Annotated in this window: 21 protein-coding genes and 2 tRNA genes; 6 read left to right on the top strand and 17 right to left on the bottom strand. The window is 43.2% G+C overall.

The genetic code is table 11. The features are described from left to right. Positions 1–62: 62 nt before the first annotated feature. Complete coding sequence (locus EO93_RS09015; RefSeq protein WP_048162118.1) at positions 63–1,427, bottom strand: NAD-dependent succinate-semialdehyde dehydrogenase; 1,365 nt, start codon at positions 1,425–1,427, stop codon at positions 63–65. A gap of 255 nt (positions 1,428–1,682) precedes the next feature. On the opposite strand from EO93_RS09015, the gene EO93_RS16530 reads away from it, so the two are divergent. From EO93_RS16530 to EO93_RS18160, 4 genes are all read left to right on the top strand, one after another. After that, positions 1,683–2,018, top strand: a complete 336-nt coding sequence (locus tag EO93_RS16530; RefSeq protein WP_052735416.1) for a hypothetical protein — start codon at positions 1,683–1,685, stop codon at positions 2,016–2,018. Between the two features lie 709 nt (positions 2,019–2,727). Then, positions 2,728–3,039 (top strand): hypothetical protein, encoded by a 312-nt coding sequence (locus EO93_RS09000; RefSeq protein WP_048162116.1) that lies wholly within the window; start codon positions 2,728–2,730, stop codon positions 3,037–3,039. Positions 3,040–4,452: 1,413 nt separating this feature from the next. Then, positions 4,453–4,761 carry a DUF2769 domain-containing protein gene (locus EO93_RS08990; RefSeq protein ID WP_235284181.1) on the top strand — a complete coding sequence of 103 codons (309 nt, stop codon included), beginning with the start codon at positions 4,453–4,455 and terminating at the stop codon, positions 4,759–4,761. 295 nt (positions 4,762–5,056) lie between these two features. Then, positions 5,057–6,697, top strand: coding sequence for a PGF-pre-PGF domain-containing protein (locus tag EO93_RS18160; RefSeq protein WP_052735415.1), 1,641 nt, complete (start codon positions 5,057–5,059; stop codon positions 6,695–6,697). Between the two features lie 143 nt (positions 6,698–6,840). Here the strand turns inward: EO93_RS18160 and EO93_RS08980 are convergent, their stop codons facing one another. Genes EO93_RS08980 through EO93_RS08970 form a run of 3 tightly spaced genes read right to left on the bottom strand, consistent with a single transcriptional unit; the run spans position 6,841 to position 9,623 of the window. Next, on the bottom strand, positions 6,841–7,626 hold the full coding sequence (locus EO93_RS08980) for an energy-coupling factor transporter transmembrane protein EcfT (protein WP_048135128.1): 786 nt from the start codon (positions 7,624–7,626) through the stop codon (positions 6,841–6,843). Next, on the bottom strand, positions 7,623–9,095 hold the full coding sequence (locus EO93_RS08975) for an ABC transporter ATP-binding protein (protein ID WP_048162110.1): 1,473 nt from the start codon (positions 9,093–9,095) through the stop codon (positions 7,623–7,625). The genes EO93_RS08980 and EO93_RS08975 overlap by 4 nt, the downstream gene beginning before the upstream one ends. A 3-nt stretch (positions 9,096–9,098) precedes the next feature. After that, positions 9,099–9,623, bottom strand: coding sequence for a tryptophan transporter (locus EO93_RS08970; protein ID WP_048135124.1), 525 nt, complete (start codon positions 9,621–9,623; stop codon positions 9,099–9,101). A 382-nt stretch (positions 9,624–10,005) separates the two neighbouring features. Here EO93_RS08970 and EO93_RS08965 point away from each other — a divergent pair, with 382 nt between their 5' ends. Next, positions 10,006–10,986 (top strand): hypothetical protein, encoded by a 981-nt coding sequence (locus tag EO93_RS08965; RefSeq protein WP_235284180.1) that lies wholly within the window; start codon positions 10,006–10,008, stop codon positions 10,984–10,986. 340 nt (positions 10,987–11,326) lie between these two features. On the opposite strand, the gene EO93_RS08960 is transcribed toward EO93_RS08965, so the two are convergent. From EO93_RS08960 to EO93_RS08905, 11 genes are all read right to left on the bottom strand, one after another. Next, positions 11,327–11,404 (bottom strand) — tRNA-Glu (locus tag EO93_RS08960). Between the two features lie 479 nt (positions 11,405–11,883). Continuing rightward, positions 11,884–11,961 (bottom strand) — tRNA-Glu (locus EO93_RS08955). Between the two features lie 192 nt (positions 11,962–12,153). Beyond that, positions 12,154–12,555: an Lrp/AsnC family transcriptional regulator gene (locus tag EO93_RS08950; RefSeq protein WP_200895030.1), complete on the bottom strand. Its 402-nt coding sequence runs from the start codon at positions 12,553–12,555 to the stop codon at positions 12,154–12,156. Positions 12,556–12,594: 39 nt separating this feature from the next. Next, entirely contained in the window at positions 12,595–12,819 is a 225-nt protein-coding gene (locus EO93_RS08945; protein ID WP_048134347.1) for an LSM domain-containing protein, read from the bottom strand. A gap of 539 nt (positions 12,820–13,358) precedes the next feature. Next, positions 13,359–13,679 carry an AcrB/AcrD/AcrF family protein gene (locus EO93_RS08940; RefSeq protein WP_327037153.1) on the bottom strand — a complete coding sequence of 107 codons (321 nt, stop codon included), beginning with the start codon at positions 13,677–13,679 and terminating at the stop codon, positions 13,359–13,361. Between the two features lie 11 nt (positions 13,680–13,690). Next, the gene (locus EO93_RS08935) at positions 13,691–13,996 is read right to left on the bottom strand and encodes a hypothetical protein (protein ID WP_052735414.1); all 306 of its coding nucleotides are present in this window, start codon (positions 13,994–13,996) and stop codon (positions 13,691–13,693) included. Further along, on the bottom strand, positions 13,980–15,401 hold the full coding sequence (locus tag EO93_RS08930) for an APC family permease (RefSeq protein ID WP_048134348.1): 1,422 nt from the start codon (positions 15,399–15,401) through the stop codon (positions 13,980–13,982). The genes EO93_RS08935 and EO93_RS08930 overlap by 17 nt, the downstream gene beginning before the upstream one ends. Before the next feature lie 895 nt (positions 15,402–16,296). Next, complete coding sequence (locus tag EO93_RS08920; protein ID WP_048134353.1) at positions 16,297–16,695, bottom strand: DUF3467 domain-containing protein; 399 nt, start codon at positions 16,693–16,695, stop codon at positions 16,297–16,299. A 177-nt stretch (positions 16,696–16,872) separates the two neighbouring features. Next, positions 16,873–19,353, bottom strand: a complete 2,481-nt coding sequence (locus tag EO93_RS08915; protein ID WP_048134355.1) for a DUF5814 domain-containing protein — start codon at positions 19,351–19,353, stop codon at positions 16,873–16,875. A 559-nt stretch (positions 19,354–19,912) separates the two neighbouring features. Beyond that, positions 19,913–20,689, bottom strand: coding sequence for an S-methyl-5'-thioadenosine phosphorylase (gene mtnP, locus EO93_RS08910; RefSeq protein ID WP_048134357.1), 777 nt, complete (start codon positions 20,687–20,689; stop codon positions 19,913–19,915). A 69-nt stretch (positions 20,690–20,758) separates the two neighbouring features. Continuing rightward, the gene (locus EO93_RS08905; RefSeq protein WP_048162105.1) at positions 20,759–21,895 is read right to left on the bottom strand and encodes a DUF373 family protein; all 1,137 of its coding nucleotides are present in this window, start codon (positions 21,893–21,895) and stop codon (positions 20,759–20,761) included. 508 nt (positions 21,896–22,403) lie between these two features. Between EO93_RS08905 and EO93_RS08900 the strand changes: the two genes are divergently transcribed. Then, on the top strand, positions 22,404–22,724 hold the full coding sequence (locus EO93_RS08900; protein ID WP_048134360.1) for a hypothetical protein: 321 nt from the start codon (positions 22,404–22,406) through the stop codon (positions 22,722–22,724). Between the two features lie 232 nt (positions 22,725–22,956). Here EO93_RS08900 and EO93_RS08895 read toward each other — a convergent pair whose 3' ends face one another. Both EO93_RS08895 and iscB read right to left on the bottom strand, forming a co-directional pair. Continuing rightward, positions 22,957–23,319, bottom strand: a complete 363-nt coding sequence (locus EO93_RS08895; RefSeq protein ID WP_048134362.1) for a hypothetical protein — start codon at positions 23,317–23,319, stop codon at positions 22,957–22,959. Then, positions 23,316–24,596, bottom strand: coding sequence for an RNA-guided endonuclease IscB (gene iscB, locus EO93_RS08890; protein WP_048162104.1), 1,281 nt, complete (start codon positions 24,594–24,596; stop codon positions 23,316–23,318). The genes EO93_RS08895 and iscB overlap by 4 nt, the downstream gene beginning before the upstream one ends. Between the last annotated feature and the right edge of the window lie 434 nt (positions 24,597–25,030).

Genomic DNA, 25,030 nt, shown 5'->3' with positions numbered 1-25,030 from the left:
AAAACCTCAAGTATTACTCGATTCTAAATCTTACTCGATTCTAAATCTTATTCTATCTATTTTTATTTGTTAACCACGACGGTCTTTACGTTTACAAATTCCTTTATCCCGTAATATGAAAGCTCCCTTCCGATTCCGGATTTCTTGACCCCTCCAAAAGGCAGCCTTGGATCGGACTTTACTCTTCCATTGATGGTTACAAGACCTGCCCTGATCCTTTTTGCCAGCCTTTCGGCTCTCTTCAGGTCTTCAGACCAGATCTCGGCTCCGAGCCCGAATTCCGTGGAGTTTGCAATCTCCACAGCTTCATCCTCATCCTTTGCCATGATTACGGGTGCAATAGGCCCGAATACCTCAACATTGCAGACCTTCATGTCCGTACTGGCTGCAGGGATAAGGGTTGGCATAAAGAAAAAGCCGTTCTCCGGTTTCTCCCCGTAAATGTGGGGTTCCGCCCCTTTCTTTTTTGCATCCTTCAGGATCTTTTCAAGGCTGTCAACAAATTCTTTTTTTGCCACCGGCCCTATGTCAGTTTCCTCATCCATGGGGTCCCCGATTTTCAGCTCCTGCATATGCAGTTCGAATGCCTCGATGAAATCCACAACAACATCTTCAATGACAATGAACCTCTTGGCAGCAGTACAGCTCTGCCCTGTATTGAGAAAACGGGACTTTACTGCGACCTGCGCAGCTCGGTCTATATTTGCATCCTCAAGCACTATGAAAGGGTCAGACCCTCCAAGTTCCAGCACAAAAGGCTTGATCATTCTCCCGGCAAGCTCTCCTATCTCAGACCCTGCTACTACGCTTCCGGTAAGTGAAACCCCGTCCACAAGGTCTTCATCAAGAATTTCCATGGCAGCTTTAGAGTCTATCAGCAGGGTCTTAAATACATCCTCAGGCAGTCCTGCTCCGTTAAAGACCTTTTCTATTTCAAGAGCCGACCCGGGCACGTTGGACGCATGCTTTAGCAGGCACACGTTTCCTGCAATCAGTGCGGGCACTGCAAACCTGAAAACCTGCAAGAAAGGGTAATTATAGGGCATTATCCCGAGAATTATTCCAAGGGGTTCAAAGGTGACATAGCTTTTTTCAGCTTCTGTTTCCACAACTTCGTCTTTCAGAAAATCTGCTGCATTTTCCGCATAATAGTCACAGAGACATGCGCATTTTTCAATTTCTCCAAGCGACTGCCTTATTGGCTTTCCCATTTCTTTTGTAATAATCTCGGCATATGCCCTTTTGTTCTGCCTGAGCACCTCAGCTGTCCGCGCGATATACGTCGTTCTTTCCTCAACTGAAAAAGAACCCCATGATGAAAAAGCAGACCTGGACTTTTCAATCTGGTCTTCGCAGTCCCCGAAAGATAATGCATCGTAAGTCCAGTTCACTTCTTCAGTATAAGGATTAACGGATTTGATTTTCATGACTTGCCCCCACCCAAAAAGAGTCCTTTAGTATTATTGGAATTCCCGCTATTATAATTTAAGGGCAGGTAAGACTCTTAAATGGAAAAAAATGCTCTGATTTGCTTTCCGATATCTGTTTCCGAGATGAACTCAGATTTCATCCGGTAGATTCAAAATTAACTAAATAACGAAACTGTGTTCAGAAGCTGGTAGTAACAATTATAAAACCGGAATATTAATTATAAAGCACTCAATTTTACATGGGGGAAAAATATGAGAAAAGCACTGCTTGTTTTAATAGTTCTGTTCAGCGTGTTCCTGGCAATAGGATGCGCAGGTACCGAACAGCCGAATGAAACAGGAACTCCAACTGAAGAGATGCCTGCAACTGAAGAGGTGCCTGTGACTGAAGAGGTAACTGAAACTGAAGAGGAGACTGCAACTGAAGAAATGAATGCAACTGAAACCGAAACTGTAACCGAAGAAGGAGGCGCAGTCGAAGAGGAAATTATAGCTGAAGAGGAAATGACAGCCGCAGAGGAAGAAGATACTGAAACTGCAACCACCACAGAAAGGACTGGAGTAATCCAGGTAACTCCTAACAAATAAATGGTGGAAGCGGCAGTTCAAAATACAGCTTTTAATTTTAGCCGATTACAGTATAAAATCAGGTAATATCGTAATATGGGCGAATGAGGGTTTTCAAAAACAAATGAAGGTGCAGCTACAGCATTTAAGTCCAATAAGCAGAATAAGATATATCTAAGATCTTTTTCTCGAAAAGGCATCTATGAATGCCTTTATTCGATCCATCCGGTATTGAATAGTTGTTTATAACGGTTATGATGGGTTATTTCATTGGAGGATTATAAATCTATAAAAAGATGAACAAGATTGTCAAAGAGTTAATTGAATTCTCTGTTTTAAGGATCATATTTGAAATAGGGGGCTTGTCCGAAAATCTTAATTTAATTGGGAAAGTCTTTCAAAAACAGCTCTTATTTTTCAGGTTGGAATATGCAGCTTTTAAGTATGCAATTAAAACTATATCGTTTTTCTATCAATTAAGCCAAATTTATTTTTTTCCTGGTTCTCAAGTTACTGAATCCATTTCAAATAGTCTTATTTTTAAGAGCCTTCTATCATTCCGGAAATGGTTAAACCCGGGGGGAAAACAGTGCTTTGAATTGACTATATCTGTCTTTCAAATTTCTGGTCCATACTCTAAATCATAAAAAACTATGTTTAGAAGCTGATATGAACTATTATAAAATCAAACCATTATTTATATATTATCTGATTTTTGCGTGGGGAGACGATGAGAAGAGAATTGGTTATTTTGCTGGTCTTATGCAGTGTATTCCTTGCAATAGGATGTACTGACACTGGTACTGAAGAACCTGTAACTCCGGTTGAAGCTGTAACTCCAGTTGAAGAGTTATCTCCAGTTGAAGAAGTAACTCCCGTTGAAGCAATTCCAGCTGAGAACGAAACTGTAACTGAAGACGAAACCATAACTGAAGACGAAACTGTAACTGAAGACGAAACTGCGGTTGAAGAAGAATCTCAAGCTGGAAACACTACAGATAGGGGCGGAGTTATCAAAGTAACTCCTAGCCAGAATTACTGAAATAGTAACACTGAGAAAAAACAGAGATCTAATAATCAGCAGAGCAACTTCTATCCAGAGCTGAACCATTGGAGTAGTAATTCAGAATCTGTCCTTAGTCCCATGCTCTACAGATATTTCTTGATATCGTGAATGGGATTTTTAAAGCGACAGCTGCGGAGTTTTTGTTCGAATCTTATTTCTACGAGAGGCCTTTTTAATAGTTCTGATTTGTAACTCGTATAGAGGGTAATATGCAGCTTTAATTTTATCCTGTCGCTGACATATTGTGCTAATTTATACAGTATTTTTCTTACAAAAAACGCATTGTATCGGCACAGCATCTTTTGGAAAAATGAACACTGTCAAAAATCAAAAAAACATATTTTTTTATCAGTGGCCGAATAGTTGCTTGAAATTTCGTTTATTCCGCGTTTTGCTTTACTTGAAAATTTCAATTGGATTAAAAAATTCGAAACTACCTATATTTTAGAGATAAACTATATTTTTCAGTGGGTTATAAAATAATGCCTCGATCAAATGTTAATAAGCAAACAAAATTAATCAATCATTGAATATTTAACATAATTTATTATATATAGAATTTCAGCATTAGAAAGATAGTAATTGTAAGAGAAGCACATTAGTGCATGTTTGTACGTAGAATACTTGGGGAGTATTCATTAATAGGGGTTTCATCCGATTGAGAGCCCAAGGGATCATAATAAAGGGCTCTCAATCAATCACCACAAACAACAGCAAATCTTTATTGCTTTCTCTTACAGTTGTGTAAAGAATATGTGGGAGTATTCTTTAAAGGGGGTTTCATACGATTGAGGGCCCATGAACCATAACAACGGGCTCTCAATCAATCACCAACACCTTATATTTCAACCAACTTTTTTATACAAATGACAACTAATATAACATGGTATAGATAGAAAATTCACTATTTACAGAATCTCCCCGGATGTTAATTTGACCCCTTATAAATCTCTCTAATAATTATCCTACTATTCTATGATATATAAGTTCTTTGATATATGGGCCAGTATAGAAACTTCACACTTAACAAGTGCAAAAACTTCATACTCTATAATTACTGAATCTTCAAACTCTTGCAATTTTTTGATCATTTTGTCTGTTTCTGGAACTTTCTTTTGCGTGGTCAATCTAACTTTTAATGTTACGTTTTTTGACATTTTTCTGTAGCTCTTATTTTTAATTCTCGATGGGCTGGTTATCCTGATCTCCGGGTCACTTATTTAATTTTTATTTCATGATTTAACATCTCGTTTTGGAATTGAATTTTGCCAGCGGTTTTATTATTATCAATATAACTCTTCTATGGGGAATCTTATGGTCTCAGATGATAAATCCAGAAATGAATTATTTTTCCAAAAAACTGCTCAAACCAGGGGACATAAACAAAAGATGCAGCATAAATCCGAGCTTATGGAGTCTTCTCAAATCAGTGAGGCCGGGAAACAGTTCCAGTCGGTAGTAGCTGACACTCCTGAAAACCTTCGCATCTGTATGGAACACTGTGGCACATGCCCGAGTCTTCCCTTTCCACCTGAACCTTTCCTTTTTTGTGCGCGCGGGTGTTCATCCGAAATGGTTTTGAAAAAGAGCTGCAACTGCCCTGTATGTCCCATTTACAATAAATATAGGTTACAAAGCCTGTACTTCTGTGAAACCGGAAAAGCCGCAGAAAAAAGAAACGAAGAAAGGAAAGCATGAGGGACATAGAGATCTATTAACGTGATTCAGTAGAAATTAATAGGGTTCTAATTAGCAGCTCTTCATTTTTTAAAATCTTATTTTTATAATTTTTTTAATTAGATTACTTTAGTTTCATAATTTTTATTAGGAATTACATTTCCATTAAATTATATGGTTGTTTGAATATTATTTACTAATGAAACATTGAGAATCGTCTTAATATTCGATCTTTCGGTTATGTATTTTGGGGGAAGAAGTTATGAGGATATATTTAACAGTATCATGTTTCTTGCTTTTGTTTTTCGTATTGTTGATGCCATCTAATACTGTAGCATCTGAAACAAATTCAGATGTTGAACTTGATGAGGCTGATATTGACCTTTCCGGAACAGGACCCGCAGATTCCCTGGTTTCCGAAACCTTCGGCACAGCTGTTTATATAGAGAAGAAACTTTACAATAATGAATACGCTCTTATCTCCGTAACAACAAAAAACAACGGAGAAAAATCAAGTGAAGGCCATATTACGGTTTCGTTTCCGAATAATGAGGAAATATTGAGTATGGAAGGAAGCGGGGACAGTGTAAAACTCTATCCGCGTGGAAGTTCGATTGAGGGAAAAGACGGGATAAATATTGATTCGTCTGAGTATCTTTTTGTCGACCTTGTAAAGTCCGGCTGGGAAACAGGGAAAAACGAAACCATCAACCTGAAGGTCAAGCCAAATAAGGGGTCCGATGAGGTTGTATTCCTGGTAAGAGTGGCATTGAAGAATGATGCAACCGGAAATTATGAGAGGTATCCCGAAACATCGAGTGATGTGGACCAGCAAGGGTGGTACGTTTATAAAAACCTGATAGGCGTATCCGGCTATCCCGATTTGATAATCGAGGATATTTCCTGGGAACCGGCAAATCCCTGTGAAAACGAAAATGTGACATTTAAAGTTACGCTGATGAATGTGGGTCTTGCACCATCTGGAAATTGCAGTGTAAAATGCTACTTGAATGGAAATGAAATCTCTTTTTCCCCGGTTGCCGGGCTTGAGGAGGGTTCGAAAACTTCCTTTACATTCAACTGGGTCCCAACCAGTCCGGGAAGCATGGACTTAAAGGTAGTTGTAGATGCGGAGGGCCAGTTTTTCGAGTTTAATGAAGAGAATAACGAAAAATCAGGGATATTTAAAGTGATAAGTTTCACGACCTCTTCTTCAGGTTCGTCTTCTTCTTCAAGCTCCGGAGGTGCCGGTGGCTCTCCTGAACTTGCCAGCAATGTTGAGGTAAAAGAACTAGCCCAGCAGTTTATCAGCAACGGCAACCATGCTAAATTCGTATTCTCAAAAAATGTGACCTCAATAGCGTACATTGAATTCGATCCCAAAAAGACCGTCGGAAAAACTACAACTATTGTCGAAACGCTTAAGGGAAAATCCACCCTGGTAACGGAACTGCCCTCCGGGAAAGTTTATGAAAACACTAATATCTGGGTAGGAAATGAAGGGACTGCAAGCCCGGATAACATTGAAAACGCAGTTGTCGGCTTCAAGGTCGAGAAAGCCTGGATTAATTCAAATGGCATTGATTCGGCTTCCGTCAGGCTTTGTAAGTTTGACAACGGAAAGTGGGTAGAACTCTCTACCAGCCAGACCAGTGAAGATGATGACTACGTCTATTATGAGGCAGATACTCCCGGGTTCTCAGCTTTTTCAATAATGACCCTTTATCCGGAAGAGGACGTTTCAGGGGTATCCTTGCCCCTGGGGAATTCTGTCGATGAAAAGGATTTCAAGGCAGTTTCCGGAGCTTCAGGCGAGAAAGAATCTGATGTTGCCGATTCTGAAGCTGAGGAGAATAATTCCGGAATTTCCGGAAGCCTGAAAAAAGTATTACTGCCAGTGGTTATGCTTGCTGCAGTAATTCTGGTTGGCTATGTGATTTCAAGGAAGCGAGGTTAAGGCTTAACTTCCTATTATTTTCTTTTTTGATTCTTTTTTTGGATTGTGATGATTTTCTAATTTTCTGCAGTTTATTTCTGTTCTACAGTTTCGTCAGATTTTGCAGGTTTTTCTGAGTTTCAGATGGAGAAGTTAGGGTGAGCTTACATCAACCCGCCCAGCACCACTCCAAGCCCCATAACAGCCACACAGCCCACAGCTGCTACATCGGTCTTATTCCAGGAAAGCTTATTTTTCTCAACGCTCTGCCGGCTCCTGTAGCCCCTCATGTCCATGGTCAGGCCGAGCACCTGGGTCCTTCCGAGGGAATTTGCGACCAGGGGCACGAGGATTGGCTTTACACTCATTATTTTTCCGCGGAGGCCTTTACCGGGGTTGTAGCCCCTTGCGAGCTGGGCTTCATGGATACGCTGGCCTTCTATCTGGAGGCTTGGGATGAAGCGGAGGGCGATTACGAACATGAGCACGTAGTCCACAGGGATGTGGATTGCCAGGAGGGCTTTCATGAGGTCACTTGGTTTTGTGGTGACCACCAGGAGCTGGAAAGCAAAAAGCATTGCAAAGAAACGGAGGGAAAGAACGGTTCCAAAGTCCAGGGCTCCGGTTGTGATCGGGACAAGTCCTCCGGCCGTCAGGGTACCGGCGGGAACCAGGTAGCCGACAGTTTCCCCGCTTTTCAGGGTGAAGACGGTGAGCAGGATCAGGGTGACGCTCAGGAAGACCAGGAGTTTTAGCTGCTTGAGGAGTTCCTGCTGGAGCCCGGCTCTTAAGGAAGCCAGAAAAATCCCAAGCACCATAAAGGCAAGGACTTCGGGGTTTGTTGTGAACACGCTCAGGGCTATTATGCCCGTTACTGCAGCGATCTTCGAAAGCGGGTTCATGCGGTGTAAAAAGCTGTCCCTGTTTATGTACTGCATAATCTCTTTCATGCGCATGTGCCTCCTCTTACACATTCTTTACTGACACATTCTTTACTGGAAACTTTCCTGTTAACCGAATCTTCCACAATTTTTCCTGACTCCATACGAATAACCCTTTCTGCATGGTCTCTTACGATCTGCAGGTTATGAGTCACCATGACTATGGTGTGGCCTTCCTGCTGGAGCTTTCGCATGAGCTGCATCATCCGGTCTGACTCTTCGGCGTCCAGGCCCGTGGTGGGCTCGTCAAGCACTATCAGTTCAGGTTTCATTGCAACTACGCAGGCAACAGCCAGCCTCTGCCTCTCTCCGCGGCTAAGGTGGCGGGGGAAGACTTTTTGCTTTTCACTCAGGTTTACGAGTTCCAGGGAATGGAGGATTGCTCTTGCTGCTTCAGGCCCTTTTACTCCAATATTATTCAGCCCGAAATTAATTTCGGCTTCCACGGTATCTTCAAAGAGCATGTTGTCCGGGTTCTGGAAGACCAGGCCTGTGTGCTTCACGAGCTCGTTTATGGGAACTGCGGAGGCATCTAGACCCTTTAAGGTTACGTTTCCGGAGTAAGGGCGCAGAAGGCCGTTGAAATGTTTCACAAGAGTAGTCTTTCCCGAGCCGTTTTCTCCCAGGATGGCAACGAGCTCCCCAGGGTAGATATCAAGGTCAATGCTATCGAGCGCCAGGACTTCTCCATAACGCTGGGTGAGTTTCTTTACGGAAATAATCGGCTGTCCATCTTTTCTTGAAAGGGGAAGGCCTGTTGTACCTTCCTCATGTGTGTGAGAGGTTGCTGTAAATTCCGAGGGGCTTTTTATGGCCTTTATTTTACCCTTTTCAAGAAGCACGACTCGATCCCCTATTTCCAGGAAGTCCTCTATATTGTGGTCGACGATTATAATCGTCTTTCCGGCTTCTTTTAAGCGCTTCAGGATGGAAAATACTTTTCTTACAGCTTTTGTATCCAGTTCGGCGGTAGCTTCGTCAAGGATCAGAACTTCCGTATCCAGAGCAAGGGTTGCTGCAAGGGCAACTTTTTGCTTCTGCCCGCCCGACAGAGCGTGAGGAGCCCGGTGTTTCAGGTGGCTGATTTCACAGAGTTCCATTACCTCTTTTAACCTGCGCCCTATTTCGGCTTCGGAGTGGAAGCGGTTTTCGAGCCCTGAGCGGATTTCTTCTTCGACGGTGGTGAAAATCAGCTGGGACTCAGCATCATCAAAAACCATCCCTATATGCCGGCTCAGTTCCTTCATGCCGTCAAAGCCCCGGATATCCTTTCTTTTGAAAGAGAGGTCTCCTTCGATCCGGCCCCCTATTTCATGGTGGAGAATCCCTGCCATTGCAAAGGCAAGCGTTGATTTTCCTGCTGCGCTGTGTCCGGTGACCAGGAGCAGTTCCCCGGCCTGGATTTCAAGGTTGATGCGATCCAGAGCCGGGTTTCCAGCTGTGCCATAGGTATACGAGAAGTCTTTGAGTTCAATCATGATTTATGCTTTCCCCCGGGCAAGTACCTTTGAAGCGGGAACATAGAGGATCTGGACAATAACGGCGTTAGCAATTGCAGTCAACACTACGATGGGGATTATAGCACCGACAAAAGCTCCCATGGTCTCAAACTTTGACATGATTGTAGGGGCAACAAGAAGCATTGCAATGATTACAAAGCTTGTCCCGCTGGCAAGGGTCCCGAGCAGGGTTGAAAGGGCCGGAGAGACCGATAGCTTGTTACTGAGAGCTTTATATGTGAACAGGCATGTGACTGCCCCTATTGGTTCGCTGATAAGGTTTGCAGGTGGGAAAATTGAATGGCTGAGAAGGGCACATACGATGCCTGCTACGATCCCTATCCCTATTACTTCCGTGAATTTGGGTACGACAAGGATAATTGCAAGACAGTAAAAGGCTATTACGAGATTCGAGACTATGGGTCCCGGGATAACAAGGGATAAATAGCGCACAATTGCACCGACTGCGAGTAAAATTCCAACAATAGCAATATCCTGAGATTTCATTAAAACCATCTTCCTGCATCAGTTTTTTAGGAGAACTTTCCTGAGTTCATAAATGCCACAAATCAGTCCAAGATCATAAATCAATTAACACAGCAATCAATTAACACAGCAATCAATTAACACAGCAATCAATTAACACAGCAATCAGTTAAACATAGTAAATTGATCAACATAATAAATGCACTCCGCATCATAGTACACTAAGGCATAATATTGTACATTAGTATATGTACTTTACGCTTTATCAACCTATTTTTGCGCTTTTTTCTGTGCCTTTACCCGCACCTTTCCATATCTGCCCATAAATCTGTTCAGAAAATACTCCGTTTTTGATATAGCCCTGAGGAATTTCTTACAGCCATGGAGAGCTTCCGATAGGAAAATGGCTCTGATAGGAAAACTGATCATGAGACAGGACATAAGATTAACAAAGACTATTCCGGGGTGTTGCATGTCTTCGGTGGATGAACGTGAGCTGGCTGAAGTCAGGATGATTGAAGAGGGCTTCAGGAAAGCCTATGATGGGGATGCTAAAGGGGTGGTAGATGCTTTTAGCAGCCTGAGGGATTTCGCAGTGCAGCTGATACATATGGATATTACTGCAGAATACGAGCTTGATGCAAAAGCTCTGATAATTGCTATGGGGGACATAGGCAGAGCGACTGCCGAAAAAGGAATGGAGATTGCATCCGTAGCCTCAGTCCGTTCTCTTGGTGAAGTGGCTGTTGAGGCTGCAGATCAGAAAAGAGAGTCACTTGCATTAAAAGCACTTTCCGGTCTGGGGAGTCTTGCCCTGGAGTTTGCAGGAAAGGGCATGGATGCTGTGGCAAGAAGTGCAGCCGAATCCCTGGGAAACTTCGGGAAAAACTCTTCAAGGGAAAAAATGGAGGTTCTGGCAAGCCTTTCCGAGATATATCTTATGCAGTTATCCATGAAAGCAATGGATGAAAACCTCTCCGAGACCCTGGCTGTTGCCGTAAACCTCCTCGGAGAAATAGGGGCTTCTTCAGCCGGGCAGGAATTGGAGGATAGTGCGGTCGGGGCTGCGATCCTCCTTGAGGAACTGGGTACTGCTGCTGTAAGGAAAAGGAATGAGCCTCAGGTAGAGGATGTGATCCAGGCACTTGGAAAACTGGGAAAGGATCTTTCCCGGCAGAGTTCTAAAAGTGCACTTGTTCAAACTGTATGGGCTCTGGAAACCCTCCGAATCCTTGCGCTGGAATATGGGATGGAAACTGCTGTTGCTGCAGGGGAGCTGGCACTGGAATCGCTAAGTACAGCAGGAGTCCTCGATGAAGCACAAAACCTGGAAAGAATCCAGGAAATAAAGGAGTTCCACCAGCGTATCCTTAGAAGAAATTGATTGACAGTAATTGATTGATAGTAATTGATTGACAAAAAGTTGACCTGTAAAAAAGGAGAAGGAAAAAGATGAGTGTAAAAACTCTGGACCTGAAAGGAACTTCAGGCAGGTCACACAGTTCTGGGATCAAATGTAAACTCCAGATATTAAGAGATCTTTAAATAAAATCCGGACACAGAATGCAGTTTTTCAGACATGGTTTCAACTTCCTAGCTCACCCTCAGGCAAAATAATCTGGAAGAAATATTACAATAAAAATGTCCAAAAATCTATTTTTCACATTACACAAAAACATATTAGAAAAAGAATTTAAAACATATTAGAAAAAGGAATTGGAATTTGGTGCTCCGGCCGGGATTTGAACCCGAGTCTTCGGCTCGAAAGGCCGGAATGATTGGCCGGACTACACTACCGGAGCACATTGCATCTCACAGCGAATCCAACAATATCCTTTGTAATATATAAATCTGTCCCTTCCCCATGGCTTTGGGTGCAGTTAGCCGATCAAACACAGTTAATCTGGTCGTATATTTAAGGCCGTGGCTGTAATTTTTTATAAATTACCACATAACTGACTGAAAAATATTTAGTTAGAAACCCCTCTTCAGGGTTCAGAAATTTAGGGAAGCGCGGCAACAGGGGGGAATTAGTAAATCAAACTCGAGTAACAAAGATGCGAGAAGCAAACTCGATTAACAAATATACGATAAAAGTCAAATGAAAGTAAAAAGATAAAGGATGTAACAGTGGATGTAACAGGAAAGGATGTAACAGGAAAGGATACAACAAAAAGATGATAGGGAATAGTTATGGAGAACGTAAAGAAAATAGTAATAGAAGTGATAATGGAAAAATGGAAGTAATAATAAAAAGTTTACCGAACAGTTAATAATAGTATGGTGCTCCGGCCGGGATTTGAACCCGAGTCTTCGGCTCGAAAGGCCGGAATGATTGGCCGGACTACACTACCGGAGCACTTTGGTTGTACTTAAGTGAGTTTTATTTCCCTTATTGAAGGGGGATCTTCAATAAGGGGCTCTCTTATAAATAGTTATCTATTGCGGATAGCTTCTGAGGAGGTATTAGTTAAGATCTTACCAGATCTTTTTAGACCTTTCAGGTTTCTTTAGACTTTACCAAAGTTTTTTATTGATCTCAACTTTTCTTTCAGATCTCTTCTCCGATTTCGTCATCATCTTCGATATCCATGTCTTCTTCGGCTTCTCCAGGTTCCTCAGCATTTTCTACCATAAGGTTTTCGATCCATTCGCTGAGTCTTCCGCAGTACTCGGGCTCGCAATCCCCGGTACAACCAGTACAGGCTGAAAACAGGTCCCTGGAGAGCAGAAGGTCGTATTTCTCTTTAACCTCCTCTTTTGCTTTCAGGAGGTATGTCCTTGCTCCGTTTGAGACTCCCACCTCACGGATAATCAGGTCCTTGTCCAGAAGCTTTTTTATGATTCTGGAGCATTTCCTGCTGTCGATATCCAGCTCTTTCCAGATAACATTCTGGAAAACGCCGTCTTTATGTCTTCTTATTATATTGTATGCTTCGTCTTCAAGATCCATGCCTGCTTCCACACTAATGAGGTTCCTTCTTCAGACGTTTCAGTCTTCGACAGGAGTGATCAGTATGATATTATTGCCTCGAAGCACTACAGAACCAAGGGAGCGGACTTTTTCCCCTCTTACTATCTCCATTGTATCCACAAGATGAAGATTCATATAGTCGTCCACACTCTTCAGAGTGCCTTCAAGCAAATTAAGGTCGCCTTTCATTTCTACCTGGATCCTTGATCCAACGATTTTCTGAACTTTTTTATTTGGGAACAAAATTAAACCCTCGCTGATTTATTATGGATTTTCGGTTCCCCGTACTCCCGGGTTCCTGCTTCTCTTATTCCAAAGCCGGCGCAGGGCAAATTGTGTCAGGGCTGTATACGCATTTACAATAAGCCTGCTGCCTTTATCAGCTGCTTCCTGCCAGCAACTGAAAAACCATTCCGAATCGTCACTCCACCGGCTCTTAAGAAAACTGAAATTACATACCCTTTTCAGAGATATATAACCATCGATCTCTAGAACTATTATAAAAGCCTTTCAATCCTGAGATCTGCATGCAGGGTTTCCAATTTTTATGTGGTAAAAATAAATAAAAATTCTAAATATCACCTGATTTTAACCAGAATCAAAAAAACAAAACAAAATAAAATAAAATAAAATAAAATAAAATAAAATAAAAAATAAGATAAAAAATGAAACTAAAAAGAAGGTCTGCCGGATGTATCTTGTGGCAGACCCTAACTATCCAGAGCCCGGATTTAGGGATTAAGATTTTTCTGCAGGCTCAGAATTAAGATTTTTTGCAGGCATCAAACCCTGTAATTCCTCACTGAATGGAAGAGGATGAAGGCAAAAAAGCCTACAATAACAAGCATGAGCCCAAAGTAACCTACCGGGTCCCAGACAAAGCCTATCCCGGCTCCGCCTTCTTCCCAGGAAACCAGGACTGCACCCTGCAGGGTTGTAGGGACCACAAGGCAGACAAAGGCCAGCACGAAGATGAAGGCTATGTCAAGGACCTGCATGAGCAGGCTCCTTTCTTTGTTGTTTGCCTTTCTGCTTGCACCACTTCTACTTGAACTACTTCTACTTGCACAATTATTATTTGCACTCTTTTTATTTGCGCTCATGAAATGCCTCCTCAGTCATAATAGCGGAATTCGTGCATGTGCTGCTTTATAGATTGGCGGACTTTCAGGCAGCCTACGGTCTCTATGAAAAACATCAGGCCCACGAAGAGCAGGTAAACAGGGATAAGCCCTGAGAACTCCAGGAGCACGGGCTTTGTTGCCGAAAAGACCGAGTAGACCAGGAAAAGCTGCACCCCGTAAAGGAGGGAAAGCATAAGCGCAATCAGGGCCGAGTCCATGTTTAGCTTGCTTTTGTATCTGGCATTCAGGGATGTATTGCCTGCTGAACTAACGTTCGTATTACCTGCTGCACTCAATACCGTTCACCTCCTTTATGTGCTGGCTGCCTGCTGTTTCGGGATCTGGCCAGCCAAGTTCACTCCAGATTGGCTCGTTTCCTGAGCTTTTCTTGCGCTTGGAAGAAAAGTAAAAGTACGCAATTGTGTAGAAAAGGAGCCCGAAGAGCAGGTTATACTTGTAACCCCAGAAAAGGGTTGACATTATCAGCAGGGCAATCCCGATTGCAAAGTATGCAATATAGGGCTGAAGCGGGCCTGCAAAGGGCCTTACCTTGCTTGTGTTTGTAGGGAAGAGCTTCCTGAAGCGGATCAGAGAGAAGGGGATCAGCACGTAACAGAGCAGGCCCGATATGATGGAAAAGGTGATGACCTGGTCCAGGTAACCGCTGAAAGCAAAGGCTACGGCAATAGGGGCTGTAAAGATCACTGCCCTGTAAGGGGTGCTGTACTTCGGGTGCACCGCGGCAAACCAGGGGGAAACGTATTCGTCCCTTGAGAGGGCATACCAGGAGCGTGAGGCATCACAGACGCATCCGTTGGCGCTGGCGATACAGGTCAGGAAGGTCCCAAGGCCGAGAAGGGCTATAAAGATGAAAATCCCGCCGTTCTGGGCAGCTTCAAAGAGTGGGTATACCGAAACACCAAGCGTATCTGTGGGGATCAGCATGGAGCAAAGGAAAATCGTCATTGCCGCACCTACAAGCAGGGTGATCATTCCGGCCTGCTGGCCCAGAGGTACAGCCCTTGAGGGGTGTTTGCATTCCTCGGCGCACATTGCCGCACCTTCTATTCCTAAGAAGAACCAGGGCCCAAACTGAAGAGCTGCAAAAAGCCCGATAAGCCCGTTTGGCATAGCTCCTTCAAGCAGGTATCCTGGATGGGTCTCAACCACTCCAAAGGCAGTTGCAAAGAAGAAGGCAATGATTGCAAAGAAAGCCAGCATTGTAAGGGCGAAGTTAAGGGTAAGAGCTCCAACGACTCCGCGATAGTTGATAAAGGTCAAAAGTGCAATCACAAGCAAAGTTACGGGAAAAACCTGAAGCTGAGGAAAAATTTCGGTTGCGATGAAAGCAACAACAATCGCATCTGCGGCTTCAAGGGCGATAAATTCCATGTATACTGCAAGCCCCACAATCGCCGCAGCCCCCGGGCCGACAAAAAGCCTTGCCCAGTCATAAGGCCCTCCTGCAAGCTTTGTTGCCGAGCCTAACTCACTTGCACAGAGGGAGATTATAGTGTACATGGTACCTGCCACAAGCATTGCAAAAAGAGACCCTAAAACACCTCCTTTTGCGATGGTGAAGTTCCAGCCCATGTACTCCCCTACAAGCACGATGCCTACGCCAAGAGCCCAGACATGGTATGGCCTGAGGGTTTTTACAAGGCCTCCGGCATGTGAGGCATCTGAATTCGATTCTGCCATTTTTTTATACCTCCGTTTTCAAAAATCCAGTCTATATCTCGAAAATACAAAATCATTTTTTGGAAACCTTGCTCGCATCTAACAAAACCCAGCCGAATAGGGCAAAGGCCATGAGGTAGATCAAGCCGTTTACAAGCGTCCAGATATCCATGGATGTGCTCCGTATTTTTTTAATAGTGTGTTCCGACAGATTCTCCATGACGTTTTTCAGAACAGTAACCCCTGGAAGAGGCAGATACACACTTATTTTGCCATTTTTGATCCAACATTTATTTTTGCCATTATTATAAATGCTAGAAACGTACGAAACATCCATATGTTTAAACTTTACGCCCGGAGATTTATATAAATGGTACATTATATAATTGATGTACAGAACCTCATAAATATAAGCAAAATATATATACAAATATTGAAAATAGCTATCTTTTTAGCACAAAGTATAAATACAATATTAAATTGAAAAAATGCCGGATTTGGGAAATTTGAGCTTTGCAAGCATTCAATTTTTGATTCCTGGCTACTTGTAATTTTTCAAGTAGTCTGACAGGGTTACATTGCAATATTTCTTGAAGCTCAGGAAAAACAATCCATCGGTTTTCCATCTTATTTCTAACGGATGTCCATCAGCTGTTCATAATGTGTCCATCGGTTACCCATCGGTTACCCATCGGTTACCCATCAGTTGCCTACCGTTGTCGCAAAAATTATAACCTGAACATTCCTCAATTTTCCAGAAAAAGCATCTGAAGGATGAATGTGCAAATCTATCCTCAGAATTCTTGAGAGAGCCTCTCAATTAAGAGGCTCAAACTTCAAGTTTCCTTTAAAACTTAATTTTAAGCTTCATTTTAGCTTCAGCCAGTGAGCTTTAATAAAATACTTTCTCCCGGATTCAGATATAACCCTGGATCTCCGTGCTGTCTTCAACAGGTTTTATATTTTCTTTCTTGGGCCGGGGGATCGCTCTTGCAATGGGGCCAAAAACGGATTCGTATTCATTAATGTGCTGGGTAAGCCAGCGGTTCAGTTCAAGGGCAGCAACCGGCGAGAGTATAACTTCGGCTTCAACGCGCCTTTCGATAACCCTGGATTCGGAGGCATCCCCGAACATCTTGGGGGTATCGTTGTAAAAACCGATCCTGAAATCGTAAGGGCTATGCCCGCCTGCAGCTCCTATTGCATATATCTGCCGGAAGTCTTCAGGCTTTACAAACTCTATTGTAATACTCTTTTTCCCTTTTTTGGAAGCTGCGCTTTCAATATTTTCCCTGGATTCGACATCTTCGGCCATAAAAATTACCTCTGTGCTTTGCTCTCGCGAGAGCCCGGGTATCCGAGCTCTGGTTTTTGCCAGTTATTCATATACTGGCAGATTATTCCTTGTAAGTTATTTTTCCCGGTGTGAATAGGAATATTTACCTCTTCATCACTTATAAATCACTTGTCTGCAAAAACTTTTACGATTTGTTCAGCCCTGGACTTTCTTCTTAAGCTTCTTTGCTTCTTCTGCGACTCCCTTTTTCGAATGGACTCTTGCGATCAGTTCCACAGCATCAAGGTTGCGTACCGCACTGTCCAGATATCCGAAAACATCGCCCTGGTATGCGGAAATGCCGTACTTATCCTCAAGTATCTTAATTATCTGGGAAGGGTCCATACCTTCCATACGCAGCCGGATAATCTTCTCCGAAAACTTCTGTTCTGCGCATCCGCAGTAAGGTGAGTCTCTGCACGTGCAGGTCAAAAAATCCGAGGCAAAGTTCAGCATAAGTACCCTTATTTTTTGATCCAGATGGGACAGAGATTCACCGTCAAAGACAATATCAAGGGCTGCTCCTTGAAAAACCCTCGAAGGCATGTTCACGTGCAGAGAGCTTCCGATCTGGTTTGAATATTTGAAGTATGCAGCATCAAAAAACTCCAGATTGGTTGCAATTTTAATGGGACTATTCCCCTCAAGCACAGCATCTCGAATCAGGAAAGCTTTGGAAACCGGAAGGAAATGGGCTGCAATAATTTTTCCGAATAAAGTAAGTGTTACTTTATTTCCCTTTTTCTCAAGGAATCTGTAGCTCTGGAGACGGGAAACCAGTTTATTCAGGTCAAAGCCCCCAAACATAAGGGAATGGATATTCCTTAAGTCCTGAACCGAAGAGGTAACAGCAACTGAAGCAAGGACCTCTTCAAGCTGTTCGGCTTCCCCGTACTCGACTCCTGCAGAGAGCATCTCACCCTGCAGTAACTTGATTGCAACCTCTTCTTCAGTATCGGACTGTGAGCTTGAATAGGACTTCCCTGGCACGGGCATGAGCACGATAATACCCCGATCGTGATAATCAGGTCTGCCTGCCCTTCCGCTCATCTGCAAGAAGTCTTGGACCGAAATCCAGTCTATACCCATTGCAAGGGATTCGAATATAACCTGGGAAGCCGGAAAATCCACTCCAGCTGCAAGGGCAGCAGTGGTCACGACTACCGGAAGCTCCCCTTTTGCAAAATGGGTTTCCACTTTTTTTCTTTCATACTGCGAAAGCCCTGCATGGTAAGGAGAAGCCTGGATTGAAAGAGATCCTGCAAGCTTATGGCAGTTTCTCCTTGAATTCGTAAAGACGATTGTCTGTCCCCTGTGCTTTTTCGAAGAGGACATTGAATACTCTTCTTTTGCAAGCTGGGAAATCAGTTTTGACTTTTCGTTTTCCTGGCAGAAAAGGAGGTGCCTGTCAAGGGGAACAGGCCTGTGTTCATAGCGGATAAGCTGGGCTCCGAGTTTCTTTGCATAGGCTTCGGGGTTTGCAACGGTTGCTGAGAGGTAGATGAACTGGGCTTCAGGTGTCGCATAACGAAGCCTTCCTATAAGCCCGTCTAGCCTGTGTCCCCTTTCCTGGTCTTCGAGTATATGTACCTCATCTATAACAACAGTCCCGATTTTGCCAAGAAAATCAGCATTTCCTGAGCGGAGCATGTGGTCTACGCCTTCATAGGTTCCCACAATTATGTCCGCATTCGGGCTTGTCCGCATTTTCACGCGCTGAGAGGTCTTTATGAGAATTGCACCAATTTTAATGGAGGTTGTAAGCCCGAGCTTTGAATAGCGTTCCGTGAACTGGTCGTACTTCTGGTTTGCAAGAGCTACAAGGGGAACCAGGTAGAGCATTTTCCCTTTTTTATCCATCAGGTTCTGAATACCTGCCATTTCCCCAATCAGAGTTTTCCCGGTTGCGGTTGCAGAAACCACAAACTGGTTTTTTCCTTCCAGAAGCCCGGATTCTACAGACAATGCCTGCACTGGAAGCAGGGTCTCGGATTTCTGGAGAAGCAATTCTTTGAACTTTTTTGCAAGGGGGAGGTTCTTTACCCTGAAAGTGGATTCGGAGGGGTTTGTCCTGATAGTATCATAACGTGTGAATTCGGGGTCCAGCCTCTCAGGGCTCAGCATACGGATTGTCCTGTCAAGGTCTCTTGTTTTGTGAAGAACCTGCTCAAGGAAATCAACTGATTTTTCCCCGTACGGTGCTCCTGCTGAACGGACTGCCCGAAGCAATTCTTCTTTTGCACAGTCTTCACAGATGAGCTCATCGTGGTACTTGATGGACTTGCTGTTTACAAAGTTAAAACGTTTATTGATCCAGCAGTGTTTACAGATCTTTACCCTATCAGAACTGAGTTGAAAGCCCTTGAGCATTTCAAGAAAAGCCTCTTCATTTGCAGGGTCCCCTCCTTCGTTGAGCATAATCCTGTTTGCACTGCGCAAAAGCTCTATGAACTGCTGGGGAGGAATGAATTCCTCATTTTTTTTGCCGGTAAGAAGCCGGATTTTATGAGGTCGTGGACCTTTATAACTGTCCTTTATATGGAGCTCAGCCATGGAAAGCGGCTGTTTCATACGGTCCTTTATGGTCATCACTACAATTTTTGATTTTTCAGCATAGCTTAGGACCCATAGCGTCATTGTTTATCCTGATATGTGAATGGTATAAGTAAGCTTCCTTTCGGAGGTCGAAAAATGATAGTACTCTGCTGTCTTGCCGTCTTTATCCAATAATACCGCAGCATCGCCTGTGAAAATTAGGGTAAAAAATGAGGTTACGTTTTTCAGTAACTCTTCCAGAGTATAAACATTTTTTAGGGCACACCACCTGATTTTTCCTATCGTGTATGCCTTCCTGAGTACTTTTTTCAGAGTATCTCCTTAGTATCTCCGTATATAGTATCTATCGTATTTATATTTTATTACTTTCTTATTATATAAGAATCGTTTTGGTTTGTTTTATGGCAACAAAAATTCCTTATTTTCAGAACACAGGATCTTCGATTGAGCTAGCATACGGGTTCAGCTGAACCTGAAATTAAGCTGGATAAAGAAATCGGGTTAAATAGAGAAGTTTAGTTGAGCAGCAGCCTGGTTGAATAAAGAGCTGGGAAGAAGCGGGGCTGAAGAGAGAGTTTTATATTTTCAGTTGCTGCTTTCTTTCAGTTGCTACTTTCCTCACACACCCTTTATATAAATTTTAAAGGCAGGCTCCTTCCTTTGCAAACCTGCACATGCAGCTCTGAACCTCGGGAATTTTTCCGATAGCATCCGAGAGAATTTCGAAGATTGAGTCCTGAGCCTTCCCAACAACTTCTGTGACTTCATCTGCTGTTAATTTCTGCGTGGTCATCCCACATGCCTGATTTGTAACGATGGCAAGGGAAGCGTAACAGAGACTGAGTTCCTTTGCAAGGACGACTTCCGGCACACCAGTCATGCCAACGACATCTGCAAACTGGCTCATCATTCGAATTTCAGCCCGGGTCTCAAAGCGGGGACCTTCAGTACAGGCATAAATTCCCTCGGTATAGGAAAGTCCCTGTTTTCCCAGGGCAGACTTAATGGCTGCCTTTATTTCAGGGCAATAGGGCTCAGTAACATCAACGTGAACAGTTTTATCGTCATAAAAGGAAGAGGGCCTGCTGCGGGTAAAATCAATGAAATCGTCAAGCACGACAAAACTGCCCACGGGATGCCCTCGCATTGACCCGACCGAGTTTGTGGATATTACGCGTTTTACTCCGAGGGAGTGTACGGCCCAGATATTTGCCCTGTAGTTAACTCTATGCGGCGGGATATGAATTTCTTCGGCATGCCTGGGAATTATTGCAACGCGTTTTCCTTTTATGCTGGTTAGATATGCGGTAACCTCTCCATAGGGGGTTTTCACCAACTGGCTTTCGCAGTCTCTGTATGAGCTGAAACCCACACCTCCAAGCACTGCAATCTCTGCAATTTCAGCTGCCTTCTCCATTTTTATATCTCCTTTTCCGCGTTTTAATAGTGAACGTATTAATTTTCAACTGATTTGTTTCTCCGAAGTTCATGCGCTTTTTTTATTTCTTCTTCCTTTCACTCTCTTCTCGCTTTCCGGAGTCTGGTTTGACAGGGAATACTTTATCCCTGCAAGTGCAATGAGGATTGCAATTGCAATCGAATATACGAAGTACTGCAGCGCAAGGGAAGGATCACTTAAGACCCCGTCCGATATGGAGGCTACTGCCAGGATGTATGTGCTTGCCCCCCAGAAAAGAAGGCCGGTTGCGATCACGAAGAGGGAGAGGGAGACACTTCTATATATGGGCCTGCCATCCATCCTGAGATCGAAAATCTTTCCCAGGTCCGCAAGCAGGAGGGCTGCTGCATACCACCAGATAGATACATTGATGAAGACCGAAATAAGAGTCAAGGTGCCGTGATACCAGACCCCTTCTGCGGAGTAGAGTTTCCATACCTCCATAGCTCCGTATACAGTGGCTACAAGGCTGGTAAGCAGGGCAGCAGTGTAGCTGATGAAGACCATTCTCTGCTCAAGGAAAGCATCCCAGAGCCTTTCTTTTTCGAGGGCAACAATATCATCGAGCCCGAAGCCCCTGTACAGCATGTAAAGCCCGACAGCTGCAAGAATTCCCACAACTGCCCCTTCGGGGTAGCGGGCAAGCAGGAAGATGGCATAAATCAGAAAAGCAAGACCTATAGGTACAAAAAAAGTCTGAGAAATCTTGGGGTCACTGAAGGCGTGTTTGAGGATATAATATGTGCTTTCCAGATTTTCACTCTGCATAACGACAATACGTTTTACGGAGTCAATTTTCATTCTGGACTGCACAATAGGGACAAGAGTTTCATCCTCTGCCCCATCCGAGACAAAAACGGCTCTTTGCACTTCGTTCATCTGGAGATAAAGTTCGAGCTGTTCGGCGATCTTCTGGTCTGAGATCACGCCGACATTCTTATCACCTGCAAAAGAGACGATCTCAGCGTCAACTCCTTTTGCCCGAAGCTCATCAAGGATCCGGATCCCTCCGAAAATCGTATTTGTGTCCGAATCTTCAGGGTCGGCAATCCCGAGTGCAACTGCTGCCTGAACATTTGCCTCCCTCCCTACGATGGGAGTTCCCATTTTTGCTTTTTCGCCCAGGTCGTTATCCCTGTCTATGCATATAACTAAGGTCTGCATGTCTCCTCTATCATTTTTATGGAGATATTCTGTCCCGGAGATCCAGTTATCTACTGAAAAAGGTATCTTATCAGGTTTCCGATTTATCAGCTTACAGAGGATGCATTACAGGAGCCGTTTTTTATACTCGCCGGATCCTTTCCCCTTCTTTCCGGTAATTTATTCCTGACCTGATACACTCTTTGAATTTGTTGAACTTCCTTACTCTTTACAAGTATACTATTTCAATTGATGGTTTATATAGTGAACTGCGCACACAAGCTACTTGAAGTTCTGTAAAATGGGCAGACCCTTTTACATGGTATGAACTCTATATATATTTTATCTTCGTTTTATAAATTTCGGCTGCTGGTATCTTACATGATAACTATTCTTTTACAAATCCCGAAAAAACCTTCACTTTCAAGGATAGTGTTATAATTCTGGATGCCGATATATAAGTGTTTAAAAACAGGCTCTCTCCAGGAGAGAAATCTATTCTTATTATTGAACATTTAAAGGGGTTTATATGGCAAAAGCAATTGAGACTGAAACAAAAGAAACCGGAGCCGGTAAAAAAGGTTTCAATATTCAGGAAAAAATTGGAAAGCTAGGGGATGATATTGATAGCCTTGCAAAAAAGACTGGGGACGAAGCCTCAAAACTTTCAAAGAATATCAATGGAGAAATTAAGTCCCTATCCGGGGAAATTAGGTCTATTGACGTAAAGGACGAGGTAAAAAGCATTACTAGTAGAGTCGAAAAGCTGGTTGATTCGACCGGAGACAGTGCGAAAAAGCTTGCCTCGGAGATCAAGGCAGATATCAAAAAGTTAATGGATAAAATTTAAGGATAATTTAAAAGAAAAAAATAGAAACAAATGAGATCGAGGATGAGGAAGCGGAGGTCTTCTTCGTCTTTATTCTCTTTCTTTATTCTCTTTCTTTATTCTTTTTCTTTATTCTCTTTCTTTATTCTCTTTCTTTATTCTCTTTCTTTATTCTCTTTCTTTATTCTCTTTCTTATTTTCGTTTCTGGCTTTTTCAAGGATTCAGCATCCACTAATTTAGTTTGAATTCCAGTTAGTATCGGATTCCCTGCGCATAGATCGCATCGACAACCTCGCCTTCGGTCACTGTGACTGTCACTGTAGCTGTATCGATTACAGCCGGATCTTTTTCAGAAATCAGATCAAACTTGTAGACGAACTGCCAGCACGAGGTACAGTTGAGAGTTCTGGTTTCAATAAAAACCGGTTCGGTCAGATTGTAGGTTTTGTAAGAGTCAAGGTCTCTTACATAATCCTCAGCTATCTGCTGACTCTCTCCTTTCGAGGTTTCATTTAATCCATCATTGTTATTGTCAGTTCTTTCGGTACAGCCGGATATGGTTACAGAAATACAGAAAACTATCAGAAGCAGGGGGAAAATAAAACGGATTTTCATAAACCCTCAGCAGGAAACCCCTGAGTCTTTAGCTCAGGGGAGGAATGCGTAAACTTCCCCGTCCTGCTCTGTTGAATTAATGTACTTGTCCTGGCCCTCAATCGTTCACAAATTTTCTTCACGTTAACACTATCTGAGATTTTGTTTCCAAACATATCCGATATAGCAAAGAATCCGGAAGACCTTTTACCTTTGACAAACCCAATTCCCTTACTCGTTTTTACAAGATCGAATTTTCTCAGGTTGAACAGTTTCCCCGTATGTATTTTCTTTTCGGATCTTTTTCCTGTCCTTTGCTGGTAATCCCCCTTGCTAACGTTTCTTTTTAAAAAAACAGACTCTTCTACCTCTACTTTCTGGTCGTCCCTGCAACAAATAGCAACAGCATCAAAGTAATGTGTTTTTAACAGCTTCAAGACCTGCTCTCTCCTGTACTTGGTTTCGTACCCGAAAGTCTCTGCAAAATTCCAACCTGATTTCCGGATTTGGGATTTGATAATGCCTACTTCTGTTGCATGTTTTGTTTTTGACTTTTTCCCTGAAAGCTTGAATTCTCCATTGTGCAGGGCTTTGTGACAGGTTTCACAGAGCGTTATCAGGTTTTCCGGTGCATCTGTTCCCTTTTGTGACCTGAAAACGATATGATGGCAATGCAGCCTGGAATCCTTTGACTTTCCCCTGCAGTGCTGGCAGGTGTATCCGTCCCTGTCCAGAACGTAAGCTTTGATATTGTAGAACCCTTTAAGGTCCCCTTCCTGATATCCGATCCCGGAAACTTCCGGATTTGTTATTTTGTGAATATCAAAGGAAGCAAGTTCTACCTTCCACTCGGTTACAGGAAGCAGGGATTCCACAAACCTCTTTTCCCGGAAATGAGCTTCAAGTTTGCTTCGGATAGAAGGAGCCAATCTTCCTTCTTTCTTTGAATTTCCCCGGTTATCAAATCTTGCGGGTCTATACCTTGTCTTCCGACTTCTCCGGCTTCTCCGGTACATCTTCCGTTGTTCCATCTTTTTCGAAACGTTTTCTCTCAGGTAGATTTCGGACTGATACAACACTTTTCCGTTAGCAATGGCTGCACAGCCCACTACCTTAGAGCCGGTATCCATCCCTGCAGTTACAGGTTGAGTATAGCCACTGCTTCTGAAAAGTAACTTGATTGTGAATGGCGTATTTCGGACCACTTTTGCTTTGCCTGCTTGCAGTAGCTTTCTGGCTTTTGAGGGTTTGCAGGGCATCAGTGGTTTTTTGTTTTGATTGATTACGAAAACTAACATATAGTTTTCCTCCGAAGAGTTATGCGTATCCGAATTGTGGAGTCAATTCAGGAATCCGTCCTCCTCTCGATCTGATATGGAAAGGTTTAACGATGCAAGCACTGTCCCTACCTCTCAGGACTGTTTAACCGGCATCCTTAGAGCCTTAAACTGAGGCGACATTCAAGGGTAACTATGTATTCTTTCCTATCGTTTACCGATTTTCCGTTGCTCCTAATCGGTGATCTGGTCAACCAGGGCTTGTTAGACAAGCCCCTGAGTCTTTAGCTCAGGGGTAGTTGACAGGTTTTTATCCTTTTCTTCTAGCTTACTTTTTAAAAAGAAGTACAAAACGAAAGTATTTAATAATTATTTAAGATCTTATCTGCCTTAAATTCCGTCTTGTCAAAAGGATGTGAAATGCATTAAGTACGGATTCCCCAACGAATACTCCC

Origin of the sequence: Methanosarcina sp. 1.H.A.2.2 (assembly GCF_000979975.1) — an archaeon.
Taxonomy (GTDB): Archaea; Halobacteriota; Methanosarcinia; order Methanosarcinales; family Methanosarcinaceae; genus Methanosarcina.
This window is presented reverse-complemented; position numbering and strand designations above follow the sequence as displayed.